The sequence below is a fragment of the Actinomadura sp. WMMA1423 genome (assembly GCF_006547145.1).
In the GTDB taxonomy this organism is placed as follows: Bacteria; Actinomycetota; Actinomycetes; order Streptosporangiales; family Streptosporangiaceae; genus Spirillospora.
This window is the reverse complement of sequence record NZ_CP041244.1, coordinates 2440028-2461652: the sequence shown is the minus strand read 5'-3', so window position 1 is coordinate 2461652 and position 21625 is coordinate 2440028. Positions and strand designations below refer to the sequence as shown.

Here is a 21625-nt window from a genome sequence, read left to right as displayed (position 1 = left end):
GTAAACGGAACGCGGTCCCCATCCGTTCCCCGCGCGGGTCACTGGGGGGCGGCCGGGGTGACGAAGCCGTACTTGTTGAACAGCCGTTGCGCCTCGGCCGTGAGCAGCCAGGAGACGAACGCGTTCGCGGCCTCCGCGTGGTCTCCGTCGCGGACGACGGCGGCGGGGAAGGCCGCGGTGACGTTGAGGTCCGCCGGGATGGGCACGCTGCTCGCCGCGATCCCCGCCGAGCGGAGGTCGGTGATGAAGACGAGCCCCGCGTCGGCCTCGCCCGAGCGGATCCGGTCCAGGACGGCCCGCGCGCTGATCTCCTCGCTGGTCCACCGGACGGTCACGCCGGCCTTGGAGAGGACCTGGCGGGTGTAGCGGCCGACCGGGACCGTCCCGGCGCCGACCGCCACCCGCAGGCCCGGCCGCGCGAGGTCCCGCAGGTCCCGGACGCGGCGCGGGTTGCCGGGCCCGACCGCGATCGTGAGCGCGTCGTGGGCGATGACGCGGCGGGGCCCGGCGAGGTACTCGCCGGCCTCCTGCATGCTCGCCGCGTCGGCCGTCACCAGGACGTCGGCGGGCTCGTGCTCGGCGAGGCGGTCGGCGATCTCGGGCGTCCCGCCGAAGGCGAAGCGCAGCCTGACGGCCGGGTTCTCCTGGTGGTAGAGCGTGCCGATCTCGTCCAGCACCTCGGTCATCGAGGAGGTCGCGAGGACGGTGAGCGTCGCCCGCCCGGACCGGTCGCCGCAGCCCGCGCCGAGGACGGGCAGGACCAGCGCGGCGAGCAGCGCGGACGCGCGGAGGCGGCGCCGACGGGGGGAATCGGGCATTTGATCTCATCCTAGGGTCGAGGCGCCCGCAGTCCCTGGATTCGGCCCTGGCGTGTCAGAGCCCCGCACTAGTGTTCCGGGCAACTGGAGATCACGTTCTCGGAGGCCCGACGATGTCCCTCGACCTGATGGAAACGCTTCCCGGCGACTGGCGCGAGCGGCTCGATCCGCTGCTCGACCCGATCGTCACCGCCGCGCTGGAGGCGTTCGTCGCGGGGGAGTACGCCGGGCAGACCGTCTACCCGCCGCGCGAGGACCTGTTCAACGCGTTCCGGCACTGCCCGTTCGACCGCGCCCGCGTCCTGATCCTCGGTCAGGACCCCTACCACGGCCCCGGCCAGGCGCACGGGCTCAGCTTCAGCGTGCGCGAGGGCGTCCGGCTGCCGCCGTCGCTGCGCAACATCTACAAGGAGCTGGCGGCCGATCTCGGCGTACCGGCGCCGGTGTCGGGCGACCTGACCCGCTGGGCCGACCAGGGGGTCCTGCTGCTGAACGCGGTGCTGACCGTCCGCGCCGGCGAGGCCGGCTCGCACGCGGGCAAGGGCTGGGAGGAGTTCACCGACGCCGCGATCCGCGCGCTGAACGACAAGAGCGAGCGCGTGGTGTTCGTCCTCTGGGGTGCCTACGCCCGCAAGAAGGCCCGCCTGATCACCGGCCCCCAGCACACCGTGATCGAGTCGGCTCACCCGAGCCCCCTCAGCGCGAAGAAGTTCTTCGGGACGCGCCCGTTCAGCGCCGTCAACAAGGCCCTCGTCGACGCCGGCCGCACCGAGGTCGACTGGGCCTAGCGGCGGCGGGCTCACCCGCGCGGGGGAACGCGCGCCCGGGCCTCCCCCCGCGGCGGGAGGCCCGGGGCGTGCGGTCCGGTGGATGGTCATGGCATGACCGTTTCAGTTCACCGGACCGCCGCACGGGCGCGCGCCGCGCACGGCGGGCCCGGGCCGCTGCGCCTCGCCGTCTGCGCGGTGACCGTCGCCGCGTGCGTCCCCTACCTCGCCATCAAGACCGCCTGGCTGTCCGGCAGCACGGTCGGATGGAACGACGCCGCCGCGGCGAAGGACTCCGCGCTCTACGTGGGCAACGCGATCACGCTGGGCATGGACGCGGCCGCCGTGCTGGTGGCGATGGCGTTCGCCTCCCGCTGGGGGCGGCGGATCCCCGCGTGGGCGGTGCTGGCGCCGATCTGGGTCGCGGTGGGCCTGCTGGCGCCGATCGTCCTCGCCGTCCCGCTGGGGACGCTGCTCCAGACGCTCTTCTCGTCCGAGCCCCTGACGGGCGGGGACAACGCGCTCCAGGGCTGGGTGTACGGCGTGGTCTACACCGGCTTCACCGTGCAGGGGCTCGGGCTGCTGGCGGGGTTCGTCCTGTATGCACGGGATCGCTGGCCCTGGGTCTTCACGGCCCGGACCGGGGAGGTCCCGGCCGGGGCGACCAGGCCGCTGCAGGTGCTCCTCGCGCGGGGAGCGACCGTTCCGGCCGCGGCGTTCGCGGCCGTGCACTTCTTCTGGGCGTTCGGCGGGACGGCGGGCCTCCGCCAAGAGGCGATCGACCACCGGAACCTGGCCCAGCAGTCGGCCGACGGCATGTGGGGCCTGCTGGCGCTCGCCGGCGCGGCCGCGCTCGTGCTGGTGGTCCAGCGCGCGGAGCGCCCGGGCCGGTTCGCGGTACTGCTCGCCGCCGCCTGGGCCGGCGCCGCCGCCACGTTCACCTGGTCCCTCTACGGGCTGCTCGTGACGATCGCCCGGCCTGCGATGCTCGCCTCGGACTCCACGGCCGCCGCCGACCTGACCGCCCTCACGGGCCTGCTCGCCGGGCTGGTCATGGGCCTCACCGGCGCGTTCCTACTGGCCGAGGGTCACAGCGCCAGGCCGATCGCCAGCAGCGCGCCGTAGGCGATCTGGAGCCGGCCGGTCTCGCCCAGCACCGGGATCAGGGCGGGGCCGGACGCGCCGCCCAGCACCTTCTGCGTCGGCGGCAGCGACAGCGGCGCCGCGAGCAGGGCCAGGAGCGCCCACGGGTGCGGGGCCGCAAGGGCCAGGACGAACATGAACGGCAGCGCGGTGCACGCCGCGTACAGGATCCGGGTCCAGCGGTCGCCGAGCACCACGGCGAGGGTCCGCTTGCCCGACTCCCGGTCGGTGGGGATGTCGCGCAGGTTGTTGGCGACGAGCAGCCCGCACGCCAGCAGCCCGATCGGCACCGCCGCCGCCCACGCCTCCCACGGCAGCTCCTCGATCAGGACGTAGGTCGTCCCGACCACGGCGACCAGGCCGAAGAAGACGAACACCGACACCTCGCCCAGCGCGCGGTACCCGTACGGCGTCCTGCCGCCCGTGTAGAACCAGGCCGCGAGGATCGCGAACGCGCCGACGAGGAGCAGCCACCACGTCGTCACGGCGGCCAGCACGAGCCCGGCGACGGCGGCGGCGAGGAAGCAGCCGAGCGCGGCGGCCAGCACCTGCTTGGGCGGGGCCGCTTTCGACCCGACGAGCCGCAGCGGGCCGACGCGGTCCTCGTCGGTGCCGCGGACGCCGTCGCTGTAGTCGTTGGAGTAGTTCACCCCGATCTGCAGCACGAGGGCGACGACCGCGGCGAGGACCGCGCGCCACCAGACGGGGTCGCCCGCTCCGGCGGCTACGCCGGTACCGACGACGACGGGGACGAGGGAGGCGGGCAGGGTGCGGGGCCGGGATCCGGCGACCCATTGGGAGAGCGTGGCCACGGTTACCGCTTGTTCTCTAGGACGACAGGGGGGACTGGTGCTTCGATTCTTCCCGATGATCATCAATGCTCGGGCGCAGCCGCAGCGCGGACCCGAGCCCGAGCGCGAGGATCGCCGCGGTGGCCAGGGCCGCGTTCCTGGCCGCGACGGCCAGGCTGGCGTCCGCGGCGTGCGCTTCGGCGGCCGTCCCCGGGTTCGCGTGCAGTTCGCGCCCGTACGTCCCGGCGCTGTCGCGCAGCTCGCGGGCGACCGCCGCCCGCTGCTCCGGGGCCAGCGACGAGCCCGCCAGCCGGTCGGTCATCGCGTGCCCGAGGCTGGTCGCGAACACCGTCCCGATCGCGGCGATGCCGAGCGCCGCGCCGATCTGCCGGGCCGTCGACTGGGTCCCGGACGCCTGGCCCGACTGCGAGGCCGGGACGTCCGCCAGCGAGACGTTGGCGAGCTGCGCCGACGTCAGCCCGAGGCCCAGCCCGTACAGCAGCATCCACGGGGCGAGCCCGAGCCCGCCCGTCGTCGCGGAGAGGGTGAGGGCCAGCGCGACGACGGCGGCGACCTCCAGCGCCATGCCGATCTGCACGACGCGGTGGGCGCCGCGCCTGTTCGCGAGCCTGCCCGCGTACCCGCCGGACAGGAAGGCGCCGACGGCCAGCGGCAGGATCGCCAGGCTGATCTGCAGCGGGTCGGTGCCGTGCACGCCCATCAGGAACAGTGGCAGGACGAACAGCAGCCCGAGCTCGCCGACGTTGATCAGCGCCGAGGTCAGGTTCCCGCGCCGGAAGTTCGGGATGCGGAACAGGGCGAGGTCGAGCATCACCGGCCGGCCCGCCGCCGCCCGGGCCCGCTCCACGACGACCAGTGCCGCGACCAGCACGCCGCCGAGCGCCAGCACCGCCGGGACGGGCGACAGGCCCGACTCCGGCCAGTCGAACCCGCCGACGCCGAACGGGCGGGTCGGGGCCCACCAGCCGTACGTCTGCCCCTCGATGACCCCCCAGACCAGCGCGCCGAGGCCGAGGGCGGCCAGCACGCCGCCGACCCAGTCGATCTCGCGCCGCGCGCCGCCCGGCGAGGGCGAGCGCGTCTCGGGCAGGTACCGCAGCGCCCCGGCGACCAGGCCGGCGCCGAGCGGCAGGTTGATCCCGAACGCCCACCGCCAGCCGCCGCCGGTGGCCAGGGCGCCGCCCGCGAGCGGCCCGAGCGCGGCCATCCCGCTGATCATCGAGCCCCAGACGCCGAAGGCGGCGGCCCGGTCCCGCCCGGTGAACACGGCGTTCAGGGTGGACAGCGTCGCCGGCATGATCATGGACGCGCCGACGCCCTGCAGCGCCCGCGCGCCGATGAGGACCGAGGCGCCGGGGGCCAGCGCGGCGCCGAGGCTCGCCGCCGCGAACAGCGTCACGCCGAGCACCAGCATGCGGCGCCGCCCGACCAGGTCGCCCGCCCGTCCGAACGGGATGAGCAGCGCGGCGAACACCAGCGAGTAGACCGAGGTCGCCCACTCGGCCTCGGACGTCGAAAGGCCCAGGTCGGCCACGATCCGGGGCAGCAGCACGCCCAGGATCGTGGCGTCCACCACGACCAGCGAGACGCCGAGGCTCATGACGACCAGGCCGAGCCGGCGATGCCGGCCGGAGGGCGCCGGTGCGGAGGCACGAGGCGGCGTCAGGGAGGTGGACTCGGGCACGACCTCAAAGATATGGCCGTGCCGCCGGTGCGTCTCACCGCCCCCTTGCTAGGCGGCGGGCCCCGCCTCCGGGGTGCTGATGTCGGTGTGCAGGCGGATCTGCCGGACGGGCTCGCCCATGTCGAGCGTGCGGGCCGTCCCGTCGGGGGCCCACCCGGCCGATCCGAGGAACGAGCGCGTCGCCTCGTCGCCCTCGAACGTCCAGGAGACCAGGGTGGCGAATCCGTCCTCGCGGAGCAGGTCCACGGTGGCGGCGAGCAGGCGGCTGCCGTGCCCGGCGCGCGTGTGCGGCGGGTCGACCAGCAGGGTGATCAGCTCGGCGGTGCCGGATGAGTCGAGGTCGGCGTCCTCGGCGGGGCCGTGCGCGGCGAACCCCACGACCAGGTCGGATGCCACGGCGACCAGCAGCCGGTGCCGGGGGGTCGGCGGCGCCGTCGCCGCCTCGGCCCACTTGTCCCGCCAGCGCTCCACGGCGGCGTCGCCGGTCACCTCGCTCAGGACGTCCGCCGGCAGCAGGTCGCGGTACCCGTGCCGCCACGCCCGCACCTGGACGGCGGCGACGGCTGCCGCGTCCGCGCGCCGCGCGGGCCGCACCCCCACATCCGCCATGCCGCCACACGTCCTCTCGCCGGAGTACGGCGTCCGCCGGACTCCCGGTCCACCCTAGCGAGCGCCGGCTACCCGGGAGCGCGCCGCCGTGCCCGGTAGGCGCGGGTCTTGGCGCGGTTGCCGCAGACCTTCATCGAGCACCAGGTGCGGGAGCGGTTCTTGGAGGTGTCGAGGAACGCCCAGCGGCAGTCGTCGACCTGGCAGGTCTTCAGGCGCGGCCAGGTCCCGGCCGCGACCGAGTCCATGATCGAGGCGGCGATCCGGGCCAGGCCGCCGGCGGCGGTGCCGGGCGCGTCGAGCGGGACGAGCGCGGGACGCGGGCCGGTCAGGACGACGCGCAGCGGCAGCGCGGCGAGGGCGTCCTCGAGATCGTCGGGTAGCTCGGCGTCGTGCGGCCCGTGGTGGGCGGCCATGGCCTCGCGGAGGCCCTCGCGAAGCGCGACGGCGGTGCCGAGGTCGGCCTCCCCGGACGGGGCGCCGGCCGGGGCGAGCCCGCGTCCGGCCAGCCAGCCGGCCAGCCCGGCGGGCGTCGCGATCTCGTCCTCGGCCGATTCGACGTCGAGCGTGTTGACGAAGTCGATCAGCAGCTCCGCGGGACCGGTCGGCGGCGGCGCGGGGTCATCGCCCGTGTGAGTGCCGCCCATCTCGCCCTCCTGCTCGTCCACGGGGAACTCTACCAAGCCTCGACACCGGCATAAAGCGTTCACTGGTTGCGCGAGGGGAGACACCGGCATTACGGTTTAGGTGGTGTCAACGAACGAGGGGACGACATGAACGAGCTGCCGTACTTCGGGGTGCTCGCGACGCGCCACGACTGGGCCGAGCGCGAGTACGCCCGCCTGCACGCCGACATCGTCGAGGCGAGGCTCGTCGCCCGCGCCCGGGCGGACGAGCGCGCCGCGCGGAGGCGGGCCCGGCTCCGCGAGAGGGTCGGCGGGCTGGTCCTGGTGCGGCGCACGCCGCCCGCCCCGTACTGCGCCCGCGCCGCTGCGCACTCCGCTCGGACGGCCGGGAGTGCGCGATGACCCCGAAGGTCGGCAACATCGTCATCGACTGCCTCGACCTGGAGGCCATGGCCGCCTTCTGGGGCGGTCTCCTCGGCATGAAGACGACGGCGGCGAGCGCCGACTGGCTCGACCTGGAGCCGCTCGGGGCGGGCGGCCCGATCCTGTCGTTCCAGCGCGTCCCCGACGAGAAGAAGGCCAAGAACCGGCTCCACCTGGACCTGGACGTCCCGGACATCCACCTCGCCGGCGAGCGGGCGGCGGCGCTCGGCGCGACCCCGGCGGCCGGGCCCATGGGGAAGCCGGCGCACCCGTTCCGCGTCTGGCGCGACCCCGAAGGCAACGAGTTCTGCCTCTGCACCGCCTCCTGACCGGCGGCGCCCGCTCAAGTCCCGCGGACCCGCCTCAGGACCGCAGGACGGCGGCGAGGCGGCGCACGCCCTCGGCGAGCTCCGCCTCCGAGGCCGCCGTGGCGTAGCTGATCCGCAGGTGCGGAGCGGGGGCCTCGGCGGGGAAGAACGGCCGCCCGGCGCTGACCAGGACGCCCGCGCGCAGCGCGGCCTCGGCCAGCGCGGTGTCGTCCACGCCGTCCGGCAGCCGGGCCCACAGGTGCAGGCCGCCTGCCGGCCGGTCGATCCGCAGCTCCGGCAGGTCGCGGGCGAACGCGGTGAGGAGGGCGTCCCGGCGCGACCGCAGGGCGGCCCGGACGCTCCGCAGGTGCCGCGGCCAGCCCGGCGAGCTGACCAGCTCCAGCAGCGTCTCCTGCAGCGGCCTGGCGGGGAAGAACTCCTCGACGAGCTGGGTCGCGCGGATCCGCTCGGCGACCGGGCCCCGGGCGATCACCGCGGCCACCCGCAGGCTGGGCGCGGTCGCCTTGGTGAGCGAGGCGATGTGCACGACCCGGCCGCCGGTGTCCTGCGTGATCAGCGGCGGCGGGGGCGCCTCGATGCCGAGGTACCGCGCGTAGTCGTCCTCCACCACGAACGCGCCCGCCGCGCGCGCCGCGTCCAGGACCCGCTCGCGCCGCTCGGCCGCGAGCACCGTGCCGGTCGGGTTGTGGAAGGCGGGCTGGGTGTAGAACGCGCGCGCCCCGCTCATCGCGAACGCCTCGGCGAGCAGGTCGGGACGGACGCCGCCGGCGTCCACCGGCACGGGCACCGGATGCAGCCCGCTCGCCCGCGCCACCGCGAGGACGCCCAGGTACGTCGGCGACTCGACCAGCAGCGGGGCGCCCGGCGGGAGCAGCGCCCGCAGCACGGTCGTCAGCGACTGCTGGCCGCCGCTCGTGATCAGCACGTCGGCGGGGGAGACGCCGCCGCCGACCGTGCGGGCGAACCAGGCGCGCAGCTCCGGCACGCCGCCGAGCCGCGGCATCTCCCACGCGTCCGGCCGGCGGGCCGCCCGCGCCGCCGCCGTCGCGAGCGCCCGCACCGGCTGGAGCGTCGGGTGCAGGTAGCCGCCGCTGAGCGTCGCCGTGCCGTCCGGCGCCGGGGTGAGCAGCCACGAGACCCCGGACGCGTCCACCGACCGGTCGCCGAGCGTCACCGCCTGCCAGTCGAGGTCGGCCGGTTCCCCGCCGGCCTCGGCCCGCGGCGCGGCGAACGCGCCGCTGCCGGGCCGCGTCACCACCAGCCCCTCGGCGGCCAGCAGCCCGAGCGCCCGCGACACCGTGACCGGGCTGACGCGGTGCCGGTCGACCAGCGCCCGGCTCGACGGGAGGCGCTCCCCGGGACTCATCCGGCGGACCTCCGCACGCAGCATGCCGGCCAGCGCCCCCACACTGCTATCGTCATTCATGAGGATCAAAGATAGCGCTACTGCGTCCGCGCCGATAGCGGGCATCGCCCCCGGCGCGGGTCTGGGGCTTGCGGCACTCGGCGTCCTGACCTTCTCCCTCACCCTACCGACGACGGCCTTCGGGCTCGAGGGGCTCGACCCGTACCTGATCGGAGTCGGCCGCAACGCCGCGGCGAGCGTCCTGGCCGCCGCCGCACTGCTATCGGTCCGGGCGCGCCCTCCGCGCCGCGGGCAGTGGGCGAGCTTCGCGGTCGTCGTCGCCGGAGTGGTCTTCGGGTTCCCGCTGTTCTCCACCCTCGCGCTCGACCACGGCGCGTCCGCCGGCCACTCGGCCGTCGTCGTCGGGCTGCTGCCCGCCGCCACCGCCGTGCTCGGGGTCCTGCGCGCGGGCGAGCGCCCGTCCCGGGCCTTCTGGCTGGCGAGCGCGGCCGGCGCGATCTGCGTCACCGGTTTCGCGCTGGTACGCGGGGCGGGCCGCGTCACCCCCGCCGACCTGCTGCTGTTCACCGCGCTGCTCACCTGCGCGGCCGGCTACGCCGAGGGGGCGCGCCTCGCCCGTGACATGCCGGGCTGGCGCGTCATCTCCTGGGCGCTCGTCCTGGCGGCCCCCGTCACCGTCCCGGTCACCGGGTGGCTGCTCGCCACGACCCACCCGTCCTGGACGGCGCACGCCGTGCTCGGCTTCGGCTACGTGTCCGTCTTCTCCGCCTACCTCGGCTTCTTCGCCTGGTACGAGGGACTGGCGCGGGCGGGGATCGCCCGCGCCAGCCAGATCCAGCTGACCCAGCCCATGCTCACCCTGCTGTGGTCGGGTGTCCTCCTCGGCGAACGGATCGACGCCACGACCGCGCTCGCGGCCGTGGCGGTGCTGATCTGCGTGGCCCTCACCCAGCGCGCCCGCGTCCGGCGCACCCTGCCGGGCGCCGCGCAGGACCGGGCGGTCGCGATGCCCGCCCGCCGCGCGCGGCGCGGGTGAGGTCAGTCCTTGACTATCTGGGCCAGGAGCGTGATGACCGCCACGCCCACCCCGATCGGGATCGCCAGATCCGGGGCGGCGGCGGCGAGCGCGGCGGCGCCGACCGCCACGAGGACGATCACGAGGGCCCGCGTGCTGATCAGGGGGCGGGGATCGCCCTGCCTCGGTGGGACTCGCATGCCGGTTGACCTCCATCCGTGTGGACGGTAAGGACCGGGCGGCTCCCCATCGAGACCAACGGGCCGACACCACGAGCCGCCTCGTGAATACAAGGTTCCCCCGTTGTCAACCGCTGCCGCGCGCGGCGCGCGAACACGTCCCAACCATGATCGTTTTATGGGCGGGCCGTGGGACGCGGCTGGGGCGCCGCTGGGGCGGCGGCGCGCCCGGCGCCCGGCTCATCCGCCATGATTGCGCGATGCGGGTTTTGGGGCGGGTCGGACGGATTCTGGGTTGGTTGGCGGCCTACATGCTCGGGCTCGCCGCGCTGGTGCCCGCCGGGGCCTGGGTGTGGTGGCAGGACGACCCCGAGGCGCGCGGCACCGAGGCCAACGCGCTGTGGGCGCGGCACCAGTGGGTGGGGGAGCCCCACAGCGACGCCGAGTACCGGGCGCTCGGAAGGCTGCTGACGGAGAACCGCATCACCGACGTCTTCTTCCACACGGGTCCGTTCGAGGCGGACGGCACCGTCCCCGAGTCCAAGTACCGCTACGCGCGGCAGCTCATCGCCGCCGTGCGCGAGTACGCGCCGGGCGTCCGCGCGCAGGCGTACCTGGGGCAGATCCGGATGGTGGAGGGCAAGGGCGTCATCGACCTCGACGACCCCGCCGTGCGGGCCCGGGTGCTCGGAACGGACGCGGCCCTCCTCGACCTGGGCTTCGACGGCATCCACTACGACTTCGAGCCGATCTACCCCGACGACCGCGCCTTCCTCGCGCTCATGGACGCCACCCGCGAGCTGACCCGGTCGAAGGGGCGGCTGCTGTCGGTGGCGCTCGAGCAGCCGGCGCTGGTGGACGCCGCCCAGCCGGTCTACAAGGCGCTCGTCCCGCGCACGGGGAAGGTCCACTACCCGCCCCGTCCGACGGAGGAGTTCCTGCGCGCGGTCGCCGACCGCTCCGACCAGGTCGCGATCATGACCTACGACGTGTCGCTGCCCACGCGCGCCCTCGCCGGCTGGCACTACGCCCGGCACACCCGCGCGACGCTGGAGCTCATCGGCGACCGCACGACGGTCTTCATCGGCGTCCCCACCTACCGTCCGCCCGTCGCGGGATGGGCGGAGGACCTGGCCGTCGCGCTGCGCGGCGTCCGGCGGGGGATCGACGACCTGGACCGTCCGCCCGAGCGTCCGTACGGGGTCGGGGTGTACGCGGACTGGACCACGGACCCCGCCGAATGGTCGCGTTACCGCGCAACCTGGCTACCCCGCGCGACAGGAAGTTTTGGCGGCTGAGAAACCCGCGCTGTCACGTTCCGAAACTCGCGTATCCGCAGGTAAAAAGGGGTGGATATCCGGACACACCCGGGGGTAGTGGACGGTGCGGAAGGTCAAGCCTCGACTGGCGGATGGCAAAGGAAGTGGGACGCCGATGGGCACTCAGCAGTCCGCGCGGTACGACGCCGACCGGCTCGGCGAACTGGCGGCCGAGTTCGCCGACTGGCGGATCGGCCGGGGCGGGTCCGGCCGATGGTGGGCCGTCCGCGGGAACGATCTCGTGCGCACCTCCGACGCCGAAGAGCTCCGAATCCGACTCCATGAGATGACCGATGGGTCACGTTATCCAACCGAGTCCGGGACGTGGCCGGACTGACCCCGTAACGCGGCATTTGCGTGCCACGATGTGCGTTGTGGGAGCCGCCGCCACGCGTACCCCCGAGCGTGTGGCGGCGGCTTCCTTCCGTTTTCTCCCGTTCCGCTTCGACCTGCGGGTCCAAGTGGATGGGCCGTAACGGTACCGTTCGTTGCATGGCACCCAGCACATCCACTGACGCTCCGTTCGGACGGATGCTGACCGCCATGGTCACCCCGTTCCTGCCCGACGGCGGCGTCGACTACGACGGCGCCGCGCGCCTCGCGACCCACCTGGTCGACGAGCGGCGCCATGACGGCCTCGTCGTCAACGGGACGACGGGCGAGTCGCCCACGACGAGCGACGAAGAGAAGAGCGAGCTCCTCCGCGCGGTCATCGAGGCGGTCGGCGACCGCGCCGTGATCGTCGCCGGTGCCGGGACCAACCACACCGAGCACAGCCTGAAACTCGCGCGCCAGGCCGAGGAGGCGGGCGCGCACGGCCTGCTCGTGGTCACGCCGTACTACAACAAGCCGCCGCAGGAGGGCCTCGTCCGCCACTTCACGGCGGTGGCCGACGCGACGGCGCTGCCCAACATGCTGTACGACATCCCGGGGCGCGCCGGCGTGCCGATCCAGACCGACACGCTCCTGCAGCTCGCCGAGCACCCGCGGATCGTGGCCGTCAAGGACGCCAAGGGCGACCTGTTCGGCGCGTCCATGGTGATGGCCGAGACCGACCTCGTCTGGTACTCCGGCGACGACAACCTCAACCTGCCGTGGCTGTCGGTCGGGGCGGCGGGGTTCGTCAGCGTGGTCGGCCATGTGGTCGGCGTCGAACTCCATGAGATGATCGACGCCTACCGAGCCGGTGAGCACGGGCGGGCGCTGGAGATCCACCGGCGGCTGCTTCCCGTGGTCGCCGCCATCATGACCCGTACGCAGGGCGCCATCGCCGTCAAGGCAGCGCTGAACCTGCTCGGCCTCCCCGGAGGCGGCCCGCTTCGCGCGCCGCTGGTGGAGGCCCCGCCCGAGTTCGCGGTGCGCCTGCGCGAAGACCTCACGATAGGGGGAGTCAAAGTGCCGGAGGTAGTCATCCCGGAGGTCGCCCGGTGAGCCATCCTCACCCGGATCTGTCGGAACCGCCCACGCAGCCCAAGGGAGGCCTGCGGATCGTCGCGCTGGGCGGGCTCGGGGAGATCGGCCGCAACATGACGGTGTTCGAGTACGGCGGTCGCCTGCTCATCGTCGACTGCGGCGTTCTCTTCCCCGAGACCGAGCAGCCCGGCGTCGACCTGATACTGCCCGACTTCGAGTACATCAGGGACAGGCTCGACGACATCGAGGCCGTCATCGTCACGCACGGCCACGAGGACCACATCGGCGCCGTCCCGTACCTGCTGCGCGAGCGCCGCGACATCCCGCTGGTCGGCTCGCGGCTGTCGCTGGCGCTGCTGGAGGCCAAGCTCACCGAGCACCGCATCAAGCCGGTGACCCACGTGGTCGCGGAGGGGGAGCGCCGCTCGTTCGGGCCGTTCGACTGCGAGTTCCTCGCCGTCAACCACTCCATCCCCGACGCCCTCGCCGTCGCCGTGCGCACGCCCGCCGGGCTCGTCCTGCACACCGGCGACTTCAAGATGGACCAGCTCCCGCTGGACGGCCGGCTCACCGACCTGCCCGGGTTCGCCCGGCTCGGCGCCGAGGGCATCGACCTGCTGATGTCGGACTCGACGAACGCCGAGGTCCCCGGCTTCGTCACCAGCGAGCGCAACATCGGGCCGGTCGTGGACGAGGTGTTCCGCACCGCGCAGGGGCGGCTCATCGTCGCCTGCTTCGCCTCGCACATCCACCGCGTCCAGCAGGTCCTGGACGCCGCCGTCGCCAACGGCCGCAAGGTCTGCTTCGTCGGGCGGTCCATGGTCCGCAACATGGGCGTCGCGCGCGAACTCGGGTACCTGAACGTCCCCGACGTGATCATGGTCGAGCAGAAGGTGATCGACGACATCCCCGGCGACCGGCTCGTGCTGGTGTGCACAGGGTCGCAGGGCGAGCCGATGTCGGCGCTGTCGCGGATGGCCAACCGCGACCACTCGATCCGCATCACCGAGCGCGACACCGTGATGCTGGCCTCGTCGCTGATCCCGGGCAACGAGAACGCGGTCAACCGCGTCATCAACGGCCTCACCCGGTGGGGCGCCCGCATCGTCCACAAGGGCAACGCGCTCGTGCACGTGTCCGGGCACGCCTCGGCCGGCGAGCTGCTGTACGTGCTCAACATGACCAAGCCGGCGAACTTCATGCCGATCCACGGCGAGTGGCGGCACCTGCGCGCCCACGCCAAGCTCGCCGCGCTCACCGGCGTGCCGGAGGACGGCATCGTCATCGCAGAGGACGGCGTCGTCGTCGACCTCGTGGACGGCCAGGCCAAGATCGTCGGTGCGGTCCCCGCCGGGTACGTGTACGTCGACGGCCTCTCGGTCGGCGAGGTCACCGAGACCTCCCTGAAGGACCGGCGCATCCTCGGCGAGGAGGGGTTCGTCTCCATCGTCATCGGCATCGACTCCACCTCCGGCAAGCTCGTCGCCGGGCCCGAGGTGCACGCCCGCGGCGCCGGCATCGTCAACGAGGACTTCGACGAGGTCATCGCGCGGATCGAGGGCGTCCTGCGGGACGCGGCCGGCGACGGCGTGAACGACGTGCACCAGATGAGCCAGCTCATCCGGCGCACCGTCGGCAAGTGGGTGAGCGAGAACTACCGCCGCCGCCCGATGATCATCCCGGTGGTCGTCGAGGTCTAGCGGCGCCGCCGAGCGGACGGCCGCGGACCGGCCCCGACCCGGGGCCGGCGGCCGCGGCCGTCCGCTCGACACGCCCGCCCGCCATCCCCGGAACCGCGAAGGTCCTTGGTTACTCTCATAACCATGGCCACACGTGCGTCCGGAGGCGCGAAACCCTCCTCGCGTGCGGGGGGCACGGCGGCTCGCAAGCCCGCAGGTTCGTCCCCCCGGAAGCGACCCAGCGGTACCTCCAAGGGGAGCGGTAGCTCCAGGGGGAGCCGCGGCTCAGGCCGCGGACGCCCTCCCCAGAAGCCCGACCCGTTCTCCCAGGCGGTGCTCGGGTTCTTCAAGCTCCTGTTCAGGCTGTACCTGCTCGCGGCGGTCGCGGTCGGGTCGGTGTTCCGCGCCTACGGCAACGGCGCCCGCAGCCTCGACCCCGAGCACCGCCGCGACGGCCTCGGGCTGGCGCTGCTCGGCTCCTCCATCGTGCTGGCCTCGGTGACCTGGTTCCGGCCCGACGGCGTCGTCACCATCGCGCTGGAGAAGGTCGCCCGCGGCGGCCTCGGCATCCTGGCGATGGCCCTGCCCGTGCTGCTGGCGCTGCTGGCGTGGCGGACGCTGCGCCACCCCGAGCACCACGAGGACACCGGCCGCGTCGTCATCGGCATGACCGCGCTCGGCGTCGGCGTCCTCGGCATCCTGCACATCGCCGCGGGCGTCCCGTCCCCAGCGAAGGACATGGACGGCGTGCGCGAGTCCGGCGGCGTGGTCGGCTGGCTGGTGTCGGCGCCGCTGGAGGCGGCGCTCAGCGGGTGGGTGGCCGTCCCGCTGCTGCTGCTCCTGTCCGGGTTCGGGCTGCTGGTCGTCACCGCGACGCCGATCGCGAAGGTCCCCGAGCGGGTGGCCGACCTGTGGGCCATGGCGACGCTCCAGAACCGCCCCGAACGCCCGTCCGACGATAAGGCCGAGGGCGAGGACGCGCCGAAGAAGCGGCGCCGCAAGGGCAAGTCCGAGGACGGCGAACTGGAGGTCGGCGAGCACTCCCGGCCCTACGACACGCCGCTGCTGGAGGACGAGCCGAAGAAGGCCGACCGCCCCCGCCGCGACCTCGCCGACGAGCTGTTCGAGCCCGACCCGTTCGGCGCGCAGGTCCCGCCCCCGGCCCCGCCCCACGACGACGAGCCGATGGACGAGCACGTGGCCGGCGAGTCCATGGCGGCCGATCCCATGGCCGCCGACCCCATGGCGGCCGAGGCGCCCACCGAGGCCGAGCTCCCCGAGGTGCGCGACCCGACGCCGGCGCCGCGCCGGACCGAGCAGCTGCCGCTGTCGTCCTCCGGGGAGATCTACGTCCTGCCCGACCCGACGGCGCTGCGGCCCGGCAGCGTGTCCAAGCCGCGCACGAAGGCCAACGACACGGTGGTGAACGCGCTCACCGGCGTGCTGGAGCAGTTCGACATCGACGCGCAGGTCACCGGGTTCACGCGCGGCCCGACGATCACCCGGTACGAGATCGAGCTCGGCCCGGCGGTGAAGGTCGAGAAGGTCACCGCGCTGACCAAGAACATCGCCTACGCGGTGAAGAGCGCCGACGTGCGCATCATCTCCCCGATCCCCGGCAAGTCCGCGATCGGCGTGGAGATCCCCAACACCGACAAGGACATCGTCAGCCTCGGCGACGTGCTGCGCTCGCCCGCCGCCACCAACGAGCACCACCCGATGATCGTCGGGCTCGGCAAGGACGTCGAGGGGCGCACGGTCGTGGCGAACCTGGCGAAGATGCCGCACATCCTCATCGCGGGCGCCACCGGGGCCGGCAAGTCGACGTGCATCAACGGCCTGATCACCTCGATCCTGATGCGCGCCACCCCCGACGAGGTGCGGATGATCCTCGTCGACCCCAAGCGGGTCGAGCTGACGATGTACCAGGGCATCCCACACCTCATCACCCCGATCATCACCAACCCGAAGAAGGCCGCCGAGGCCCTCGAATGGGTAGTCGGGGAGATGGACCGGCGCTACGACGACCTGGCCGCGTCCGGGTACCGGCACATCGACGACTTCAACAAGGCCGTGAAGGCGGGCAAGCTGGTCCCGCCGCCCGGCAGCGAGCGGGTCTACACCCCCTACCCCTACATGCTCGTCATCGTCGACGAGCTGGCCGACCTGATGATGGTCGCGCCGCGCGACGTCGAGGACTCGGTCGTCCGCATCACCCAGCTCGCCCGCGCCGCGGGGATCCACCTCGTCCTGGCGACGCAGCGCCCGTCGGTCGACGTCGTCACCGGCCTCATCAAGGCCAACGTGCCGTCGCGGCTGGCGTTCGCGACCTCGTCGCTGTCCGACAGCCGCGTCATCCTCGACCAGCCGGGCGCGGAGAAGCTCGTCGGGCAGGGCGACGCGCTGTTCCTGCCGATGGGCGCGAGCAAGCCCATGCGCCTCCAGAACGCCTACGTGTCGGAGAAGGAGATCCACAGCGTCGTCGACCACTGCAAGGGGCAGATGGAGGCGAGCTACCGGGAGGACGTCGCCGCCGCCGGCGCGCCGAAGAAGGAGATCGACGAGGAGATCGGCGACGACATGGACCTGCTCGTCCAGGCGATCGAGCTGGTCGTGTCCACCCAGTTCGGGTCGACGTCGATGCTGCAGCGCAAGCTCCGCGTCGGGTTCGCCAAGGCCGGGCGGCTGATGGACCTGATGGAGAGCCGCGACATCGTCGGGCCCAGCGAGGGCTCCAAGGCGCGCGACGTGCTGGCCAAGCCGGACGATCTTCCGGGGGTGCTCGCGGAACTGCGCGGCGGGGGCTGACCGCGCGGTGCCGGGGCATTGCGGAATGATGCGAAATCTTGCCCTGTTTCGAACGTGTTGGCTGTCGCCGAACGGGCACGCCCGTTCCTAGACTGGTTCCACAGTCATGCGGAATCGGCCACATGCTCCTCAGAGGAGGCCCGGCGTGAGCATCGGTGAGACCTTGGCGGAGGAGCGTCAGCGGGCCGGTCTCTCGGTGACACAGGTGAGTCTCCAGACGCGGATACGCGAGACCGTCGTCCGCGCGATGGAGGCCGACGACTTCTCCGCATGCGGGGGCAACTTCTACGCCCGCGGCCACATCCGCAGCATCTCGCGCGTGATCGGCATCGATCCGGAACCGCTCGTCGCCGAGTTCGACGCCGCGCACGGCGGCGCCCCGCAGCCCGTCTCGGCGGTGTCGGCGTTCGAGCCGGAGCAGCCGGTCGCGTTCCGCGAGCGCCGGTCGCCGAACTGGAGCGCCGCGATGGCGCTCGCCCTCGCGCTCGTGGTGATCTACGGGGTCGTGCAGGTGGTCGGGCACGGCGGCGGCGAGCGGCGCACCGCGCGGCAGGTCGCCGGGACGCCGGCCCCGCGCACCCCGTCCGCCGCGCCGTCCGCGCCGAAGAGCAACGCGCCGGTGGCCGAGGCGCCGCGCACCAAGGTCGAGGTGCGGGTCGAGGCGAAGCGGACCACGTGGCTGAACGTCCAGGGCGACAAGGGCAAGACGCTGTTCAGCGGGATGATCCGCGAGGGCGACCAGAAGGACTTCACCGCCAAGAAGAAGGTCCGGCTGGTGGTCGGCGTCGGCGGCAGCGTCAACCTGACCGTCAACGGCAAGGACCTCGGGTCGCCCGGCAAGGGCAAGGGCGTCCAGCGGCTGACCTTCGACCGGGGCGACCCCGAGTCGGCGTGACCGGAGTCGGGGCGGTCCGCTGAGGACGCGCCCGGCGCGGCATTCTCCCACGACGACGCAGCGGGCCGATGGTCCGCGGCGGCGCGGGCGCCCATTACCTTAGGGGCATGTCCACTCGCCGCAAGGTCTCACTCATCACGCTCGGCTGCGCCCGCAACGAGGTCGATTCCGAGGAGCTCGCCGCGCGCATGGAGGGCGCGGGCTGGGACCTTGCGGACGGCGCGGACGGCGCCGACGTGGTGGTCGTCAACACCTGCGGGTTCATCGAGGCCGCCAAGAAGGACTCGATCGACACGCTCCTGGCCGCGCACGACTCGGGCGCCAAGGTCGTCGCCGCGGGGTGCATGGCCGAGCGGTACGGCAGCGAGCTGGCCGAGGCGCTGCCCGAGGCCGACGCGGTGATCGGCTTCGACGACTACACCGCGATCGGGGAGCGCCTCGACGACGTCCTCGCGGGGCGCAGGCGCGACGCGCACACCCCGCGCGACCGGCGCACCCTCCTGCCGATCAGCCCGGTCGAGCGGCGCGGTTCCCAGGTCGCCGTCCCGGGCCACGGCGGTCAGGACGACCTGCCGGACGGCGTGGCCCCGGCGTCCGGACCGCGGGTGCTGCGGCGGCGCCTCGGCGGCGGCCCGGTCGCGCCGCTGAAGCTGGCGTCCGGCTGCGACCGGCGCTGCACGTTCTGCGCGATCCCCGCGTTCCGCGGCGCCTACGTCTCGCGCCCGCCGGCGGAGGTGCTGGAGGAGGCGCGCTGGCTCGCCGGGCACGGGGTCCGCGAGGTGGTCCTGGTCAGCGAGAACTCCACGTCCTACGGCAAGGACCTCGGCGACCTGCGGGCCCTGGAGAAGCTGCTGCCCGCCCTCGCCGCCGTCGACGGCATCGAGCGGGTCCGGGTCAGCTACCTGCAGCCCGCCGAGACGCGCCCCGGCCTCATCGAGGCGATCTGCGGGACGCCCGGCGTCGCCCCGTACTTCGACATGTCGTTCCAGCACGCGAGCGGCCCGGTGCTGCGCTCGATGCGCCGGTTCGGCGACCGGGAGCGGTTCCTCGGGCTGCTGGACCAGATCCGCGCGCTGGCGCCGGAGGCGGGCGTGCGCTCCAACTTCATCGTCGGGTTCCCAGGCGAGAGCGAGGACGACTTCGAGGAGCTCGTGGAGTTCATCTCGGCGGCCCGGCTCGACGCCGTCGGCGTGTTCGGCTACTCCGACGAGGACGGCACGGAGGCCGCGAACCTGGGCGGCAAGCTCGACCCCGCCGACGTCGCCGCCCGCGTCGAGGAGCTGTCCGGCCTCGCCGAGGAGCTGACCGCCCAGCGCGCGGAGGACCGCGTCGGCTCCCGGATCCGCGTCCTGCTGGAGGACAAGGCCGAGCAGGCGGTGGACGGGGCCGCGGACGGCGCCTTCGAGGGCCGCGCCGAGCACCAGGCGCCGGAGGTGGACGGGACGGTCCTCGTCCGCGGCGGGGGGCTCGCGCTCGGCGACATCGTGGAGGCCCGGGTCGTGGGCAGCGACGGGGTGGACCTCATCGCGGACGTGTCATGATCGCCGGTACCCCGGATCCGGTCGCGGGCGCGCAGGACCCGCCGCCGGCCGGCGTCTGGAACATCGCCAACGCCCTGACGCTCCTCAGGATCGCGCTGGTGCCGCTGTTCGTCTGGCTGTTCTTCCTGGACGGCACCGCCATGCGGCTCGCCGCCTTCGCGGTGTTCGCGGTCGCCTCGATCACCGACAAGATCGACGGTGACATCGCCCGGGCGCGCGGCCTGGTCACCGACTTCGGCAAGATCGCCGACCCGATCGCCGACAAGGCGCTCACCGGTGCGGCGCTGGTCAGCCTGTCGGTGATGGGGGAGCTGTGGTGGTGGGTGACCGCCGCCATCATGGTCCGCGAGATCGGCATCACGGTGATGCGGTTCGTCGTGATCCGCCGCGGCGTGATCCCGGCGAGCAAGGGCGGCAAGCTGAAGACGATGCTCCAGGTCCTCGCCATCGGCCTCTACATCCTGCCGGGCCCGCTGGACTACCTGCGCTGGGCCATGATGGCGGCGGCCCTCGTCGTCACGGTCGTCACGGGCGTCGACTACGTCGTGCAGGCCTGGCGCATGCGGCGTCCGTCCGGCGACGCGGCCTGAGCCCTCAGGACGCGGTCAGCTCGTCGCCCACGCGGAGGGCGCCGAGCGCGCGGGGGACGCCGAGCCTGCCGAACATGATCTCGCGGACGCCGGCGAAGCGCTCGGTGCGGTAGCGGGCGAGGGCGCGCAGCGGTCCGGGGGACCGGCGGGCGGTGTCCTGGTCGGTGTTGATGATGACGCAGCGCCCGCACGGCCTGATCAGCTCGATCTCCGCCCCGGCGCCGCGCAGCCGGGTGACGGCGTCCTCGCCGTAGGGGCCGAGACCGCGCAGGACGATGTTGGGACGGAAGCGCGCCATCGGGAGCGGGGCGTCCGCCCGCCGGTTCAGGTCGTCGAGCGACTCGGCCGACAGGACGGACACGGGGTAGCCGTCGGCGTACCTCAGGGTCCCGTCGCGGGCCACCGTGGGGCGGGTCCCGGTGAAGCGGACGAGGCGGCAGGGGAGCCCCAGTACGTCGGAGAACCATCCGGCCGCGTCGTCGCCCTGGTCCATCCCCTGGCAGGGGCGGCGGTGGACGGTCACGTCGAGGGCGGGCCCGTCCACCGCCTCGCACACCAGGGGCGAGGACGCGAGGGGGGTGTGGACGGTCAGCTTCACGCCGTCGAAGGCGGGGCGCAGCAGCGCCAGTTCGGGGACCTCCCGCTGCGACAGGTGCCGCCCGCCGGGCCGGACGAGCATGAACTCCCGGTCGTGGCGCAGCCCGTCCGGGGTCAGCTCGGCCTCGGCGAGCGGGACGGCGCCCGCGCTCTTGATCGGGAAGACGTTCAGCCCGGCGACGACGGCGATCATGCGACGGACGTTACGTACCGCTTCCCCGGACGGCCAGGGGCAGGGGCGATACTTGACGCGGATTCGTCAGTTTGGAGGCCGGAGGGCATGAGCGCGCAGGATTTCACCTACGCCGAGGTCGGCGCGACGCGCGACGCGGAGCGCCCGCCCGGGTACCGGCACATGCGGCATCGCATGCTCGTCGGGCAGGGGCCCGCGGCGTTCCGGAACGCCGCGGACGCGGTCATGGAGTTCTGGATGCACCGCGCGCTCCCGGTCCGCGTGGAGGCGTCCGCGCCGCGCGCCGCGCCCGGGGTGGGCGTCGTCATCGGGCTGGGCCTCGGGCCCCTGCGCCTGAAGGCCCCCTGCCGCATCGTGTGGACGCGTGAGGAGGAGCGGTACGCCGGATGGGCGTACGGCACGCTTCCGGGCCACCCGGAGTCGGGGGAGGAGTCGTTCCTCGTGCACCTGGACGAGGAGGGCGACGTGTGGCTGACGGTCACCGCGTTCAGCCGCCCGGCGACGGCGGCCGCGCGGCTGGCGGGCCCGTTCGGAAGGATGTTCCAGAGCTCCTACGCCCGCCGCTGCGGCGCCGTGCTGCGCCGCCTGTCGCGGCCCTAGGTGGGCCGCGGGACCACGCCCACCCCGGTCGTGGCCCCGCGGCCCCGATCAAGGGGGTGCCGCGCCATTCGATTATCCCTGCCGGCGTCGCCCCGCACGAATCAGCCGAATGAGTTTTGACTCACAATGTGACCTGCGCTTCCTTCGGTTGTCGGCCGACGGGCGGGGTGGCTTCCGGCGACGATGCGCGCTCCGGGCGGCGCCCCGGCCGCGTGCGGTGTC

At 73.7% G+C, this 21625-nt stretch carries 22 protein-coding genes; 14 read left to right on the top strand and 8 right to left on the bottom strand.

The genetic code is table 11. The features are described 5' to 3' along the window. Positions 1 to 38: 38 nt before the first annotated feature. Entirely contained in the window at positions 39 to 818 is a 780-nt protein-coding gene (gene modA, locus FKD65_RS11380) for a molybdate ABC transporter substrate-binding protein (protein WP_141577421.1), read from the bottom strand. A 113-nt stretch (positions 819 to 931) separates the two neighbouring features. Here modA and FKD65_RS11375 point away from each other — a divergent pair, with 113 nt between their 5' ends. Both FKD65_RS11375 and FKD65_RS11370 read left to right on the top strand, forming a co-directional pair. After that, complete coding sequence (locus tag FKD65_RS11375) at positions 932 to 1606, top strand: uracil-DNA glycosylase (protein ID WP_141577420.1); 675 nt, start codon at positions 932 to 934, stop codon at positions 1604 to 1606. Positions 1607 to 1699: 93 nt separating this feature from the next. Continuing rightward, entirely contained in the window at positions 1700 to 2710 is a 1011-nt protein-coding gene (locus FKD65_RS11370; RefSeq protein WP_141577419.1) for a DUF3995 domain-containing protein, read from the top strand. On the opposite strand, the gene FKD65_RS11365 is transcribed toward FKD65_RS11370, so the two are convergent. The 4 genes from FKD65_RS11365 to FKD65_RS11350 all read right to left on the bottom strand — a co-directional run bounded on the left by FKD65_RS11365 (position 2674) and on the right by FKD65_RS11350 (position 6498). Beyond that, positions 2674 to 3540 carry a 1,4-dihydroxy-2-naphthoate polyprenyltransferase gene (locus FKD65_RS11365; RefSeq protein WP_141577418.1) on the bottom strand — a complete coding sequence of 289 codons (867 nt, stop codon included), beginning with the start codon at positions 3538 to 3540 and terminating at the stop codon, positions 2674 to 2676. The genes FKD65_RS11370 and FKD65_RS11365 overlap by 37 nt on opposite strands. Positions 3541 to 3556: 16 nt before the next feature. Continuing rightward, positions 3557 to 5224 carry an MFS transporter gene (locus FKD65_RS11360; RefSeq protein WP_240810087.1) on the bottom strand — a complete coding sequence of 556 codons (1668 nt, stop codon included), beginning with the start codon at positions 5222 to 5224 and terminating at the stop codon, positions 3557 to 3559. A 48-nt stretch (positions 5225 to 5272) separates the two neighbouring features. Then, positions 5273 to 5833 carry a GNAT family N-acetyltransferase gene (locus FKD65_RS11355; RefSeq protein WP_141577417.1) on the bottom strand — a complete coding sequence of 187 codons (561 nt, stop codon included), beginning with the start codon at positions 5831 to 5833 and terminating at the stop codon, positions 5273 to 5275. 68 nt (positions 5834 to 5901) lie between these two features. Next, on the bottom strand, positions 5902 to 6498 hold the full coding sequence (locus FKD65_RS11350) for a CGNR zinc finger domain-containing protein (protein WP_240810086.1): 597 nt from the start codon (positions 6496 to 6498) through the stop codon (positions 5902 to 5904). A 105-nt stretch (positions 6499 to 6603) separates the two neighbouring features. Between FKD65_RS11350 and FKD65_RS11345 the strand changes: the two genes are divergently transcribed. Continuing rightward, the gene (locus FKD65_RS11345) at positions 6604 to 6858 is read left to right on the top strand and encodes a hypothetical protein (protein WP_141577416.1); all 255 of its coding nucleotides are present in this window, start codon (positions 6604 to 6606) and stop codon (positions 6856 to 6858) included. Then, positions 6855 to 7208 (top strand): VOC family protein, encoded by a 354-nt coding sequence (locus FKD65_RS11340; RefSeq protein ID WP_141577415.1) that lies wholly within the window; start codon positions 6855 to 6857, stop codon positions 7206 to 7208. The genes FKD65_RS11345 and FKD65_RS11340 overlap by 4 nt, the downstream gene beginning before the upstream one ends. A gap of 34 nt (positions 7209 to 7242) precedes the next feature. On the opposite strand, the gene FKD65_RS11335 is transcribed toward FKD65_RS11340, so the two are convergent. Beyond that, the gene (locus FKD65_RS11335; RefSeq protein ID WP_141577414.1) at positions 7243 to 8634 is read right to left on the bottom strand and encodes a PLP-dependent aminotransferase family protein; all 1392 of its coding nucleotides are present in this window, start codon (positions 8632 to 8634) and stop codon (positions 7243 to 7245) included. Here FKD65_RS11335 and FKD65_RS11330 point away from each other — a divergent pair. Further along, positions 8633 to 9610 (top strand): DMT family transporter, encoded by a 978-nt coding sequence (locus FKD65_RS11330; protein WP_141577413.1) that lies wholly within the window; start codon positions 8633 to 8635, stop codon positions 9608 to 9610. The genes FKD65_RS11335 and FKD65_RS11330 overlap by 2 nt on opposite strands. 2 nt (positions 9611 to 9612) lie before the next feature. Here the strand turns inward: FKD65_RS11330 and FKD65_RS44135 are convergent, their stop codons facing one another. Beyond that, the gene (locus tag FKD65_RS44135; RefSeq protein WP_168221009.1) at positions 9613 to 9789 is read right to left on the bottom strand and encodes a hypothetical protein; all 177 of its coding nucleotides are present in this window, start codon (positions 9787 to 9789) and stop codon (positions 9613 to 9615) included. A gap of 278 nt (positions 9790 to 10067) precedes the next feature. Between FKD65_RS44135 and FKD65_RS11325 the strand changes: the two genes are divergently transcribed. From FKD65_RS11325 to pgsA, 8 genes are all read left to right on the top strand, one after another. Further along, complete coding sequence (locus FKD65_RS11325; protein WP_240810085.1) at positions 10068 to 11066, top strand: hypothetical protein; 999 nt, start codon at positions 10068 to 10070, stop codon at positions 11064 to 11066. Positions 11067 to 11202: 136 nt separating this feature from the next. Then, a complete protein-coding gene (locus FKD65_RS11320) occupies positions 11203 to 11424 on the top strand; it encodes a hypothetical protein (protein WP_141577412.1) in 222 nt (73 codons plus the stop codon). A 155-nt stretch (positions 11425 to 11579) separates the two neighbouring features. Further along, the gene (gene dapA / locus FKD65_RS11315) at positions 11580 to 12518 is read left to right on the top strand and encodes a 4-hydroxy-tetrahydrodipicolinate synthase (protein WP_141577411.1); all 939 of its coding nucleotides are present in this window, start codon (positions 11580 to 11582) and stop codon (positions 12516 to 12518) included. Beyond that, entirely contained in the window at positions 12515 to 14200 is a 1686-nt protein-coding gene (locus tag FKD65_RS11310) for a ribonuclease J (protein WP_141577410.1), read from the top strand. Before dapA ends, FKD65_RS11310 begins: the two co-directional genes overlap by 4 nt. Positions 14201 to 14323: 123 nt before the next feature. Then, a complete protein-coding gene (locus FKD65_RS11305) occupies positions 14324 to 16987 on the top strand; it encodes a DNA translocase FtsK (RefSeq protein ID WP_141577409.1) in 2664 nt (887 codons plus the stop codon). A 145-nt stretch (positions 16988 to 17132) separates the two neighbouring features. Then, complete coding sequence (locus tag FKD65_RS11300; RefSeq protein ID WP_141577408.1) at positions 17133 to 17882, top strand: helix-turn-helix domain-containing protein; 750 nt, start codon at positions 17133 to 17135, stop codon at positions 17880 to 17882. A 107-nt stretch (positions 17883 to 17989) separates the two neighbouring features. Then, entirely contained in the window at positions 17990 to 19423 is a 1434-nt protein-coding gene (gene rimO / locus FKD65_RS11295; protein WP_141577407.1) for a 30S ribosomal protein S12 methylthiotransferase RimO, read from the top strand. Further along, positions 19420 to 20013 carry a CDP-diacylglycerol--glycerol-3-phosphate 3-phosphatidyltransferase gene (gene pgsA / locus FKD65_RS11290; RefSeq protein WP_141577406.1) on the top strand — a complete coding sequence of 198 codons (594 nt, stop codon included), beginning with the start codon at positions 19420 to 19422 and terminating at the stop codon, positions 20011 to 20013. The genes rimO and pgsA overlap by 4 nt, the downstream gene beginning before the upstream one ends. A 4-nt stretch (positions 20014 to 20017) precedes the next feature. Here pgsA and FKD65_RS11285 read toward each other — a convergent pair whose 3' ends face one another. Beyond that, positions 20018 to 20803 carry an MOSC domain-containing protein gene (locus tag FKD65_RS11285; protein WP_168221008.1) on the bottom strand — a complete coding sequence of 262 codons (786 nt, stop codon included), beginning with the start codon at positions 20801 to 20803 and terminating at the stop codon, positions 20018 to 20020. Between the two features lie 87 nt (positions 20804 to 20890). Between FKD65_RS11285 and FKD65_RS11280 the strand changes: the two genes are divergently transcribed. Next, entirely contained in the window at positions 20891 to 21403 is a 513-nt protein-coding gene (locus FKD65_RS11280; RefSeq protein ID WP_141577405.1) for a DUF1990 family protein, read from the top strand. The last annotated feature ends 222 nt before the right edge of the window (positions 21404 to 21625 follow it).

What these genes read in the sequence shown, in the direction of transcription:
- FKD65_RS11305 (WP_141577409.1), top strand. Translation starts at nt 14,324, where the DNA reads ATGGCCACACGTGCGTCCGGAGGCGCGAAACCCTCCTCGCGTGCGGGG.
- FKD65_RS11330 (WP_141577413.1), top strand. Translation starts at nt 8,633, where the DNA reads ATGAGGATCAAAGATAGCGCTACTGCGTCCGCGCCGATAGCGGGCATC.
- FKD65_RS44135 (WP_168221009.1), bottom strand. Translation starts at nt 9,789, where the DNA reads ATGCGAGTCCCACCGAGGCAGGGCGATCCCCGCCCCCTGATCAGCACG.
- dapA (WP_141577411.1), top strand. Translation starts at nt 11,580, where the DNA reads ATGGCACCCAGCACATCCACTGACGCTCCGTTCGGACGGATGCTGACC.
- FKD65_RS11280 (WP_141577405.1), top strand. Translation starts at nt 20,891, where the DNA reads ATGAGCGCGCAGGATTTCACCTACGCCGAGGTCGGCGCGACGCGCGAC.
- FKD65_RS11285 (WP_168221008.1), bottom strand. Translation starts at nt 20,803, where the DNA reads ATGATCGCCGTCGTCGCCGGGCTGAACGTCTTCCCGATCAAGAGCGCG.
- FKD65_RS11355 (WP_141577417.1), bottom strand. Translation starts at nt 5,833, where the DNA reads ATGGCGGATGTGGGGGTGCGGCCCGCGCGGCGCGCGGACGCGGCAGCC.
- FKD65_RS11335 (WP_141577414.1), bottom strand. Translation starts at nt 8,634, where the DNA reads ATGAATGACGATAGCAGTGTGGGGGCGCTGGCCGGCATGCTGCGTGCG.
- FKD65_RS11320 (WP_141577412.1), top strand. Translation starts at nt 11,203, where the DNA reads ATGGGCACTCAGCAGTCCGCGCGGTACGACGCCGACCGGCTCGGCGAA.
- pgsA (WP_141577406.1), top strand. Translation starts at nt 19,420, where the DNA reads ATGATCGCCGGTACCCCGGATCCGGTCGCGGGCGCGCAGGACCCGCCG.
- rimO (WP_141577407.1), top strand. Translation starts at nt 17,990, where the DNA reads ATGTCCACTCGCCGCAAGGTCTCACTCATCACGCTCGGCTGCGCCCGC.
- FKD65_RS11370 (WP_141577419.1), top strand. Translation starts at nt 1,700, where the DNA reads ATGACCGTTTCAGTTCACCGGACCGCCGCACGGGCGCGCGCCGCGCAC.
- FKD65_RS11375 (WP_141577420.1), top strand. Translation starts at nt 932, where the DNA reads ATGTCCCTCGACCTGATGGAAACGCTTCCCGGCGACTGGCGCGAGCGG.
- modA (WP_141577421.1), bottom strand. Translation starts at nt 818, where the DNA reads ATGCCCGATTCCCCCCGTCGGCGCCGCCTCCGCGCGTCCGCGCTGCTC.
- FKD65_RS11340 (WP_141577415.1), top strand. Translation starts at nt 6,855, where the DNA reads ATGACCCCGAAGGTCGGCAACATCGTCATCGACTGCCTCGACCTGGAG.
- FKD65_RS11345 (WP_141577416.1), top strand. Translation starts at nt 6,604, where the DNA reads ATGAACGAGCTGCCGTACTTCGGGGTGCTCGCGACGCGCCACGACTGG.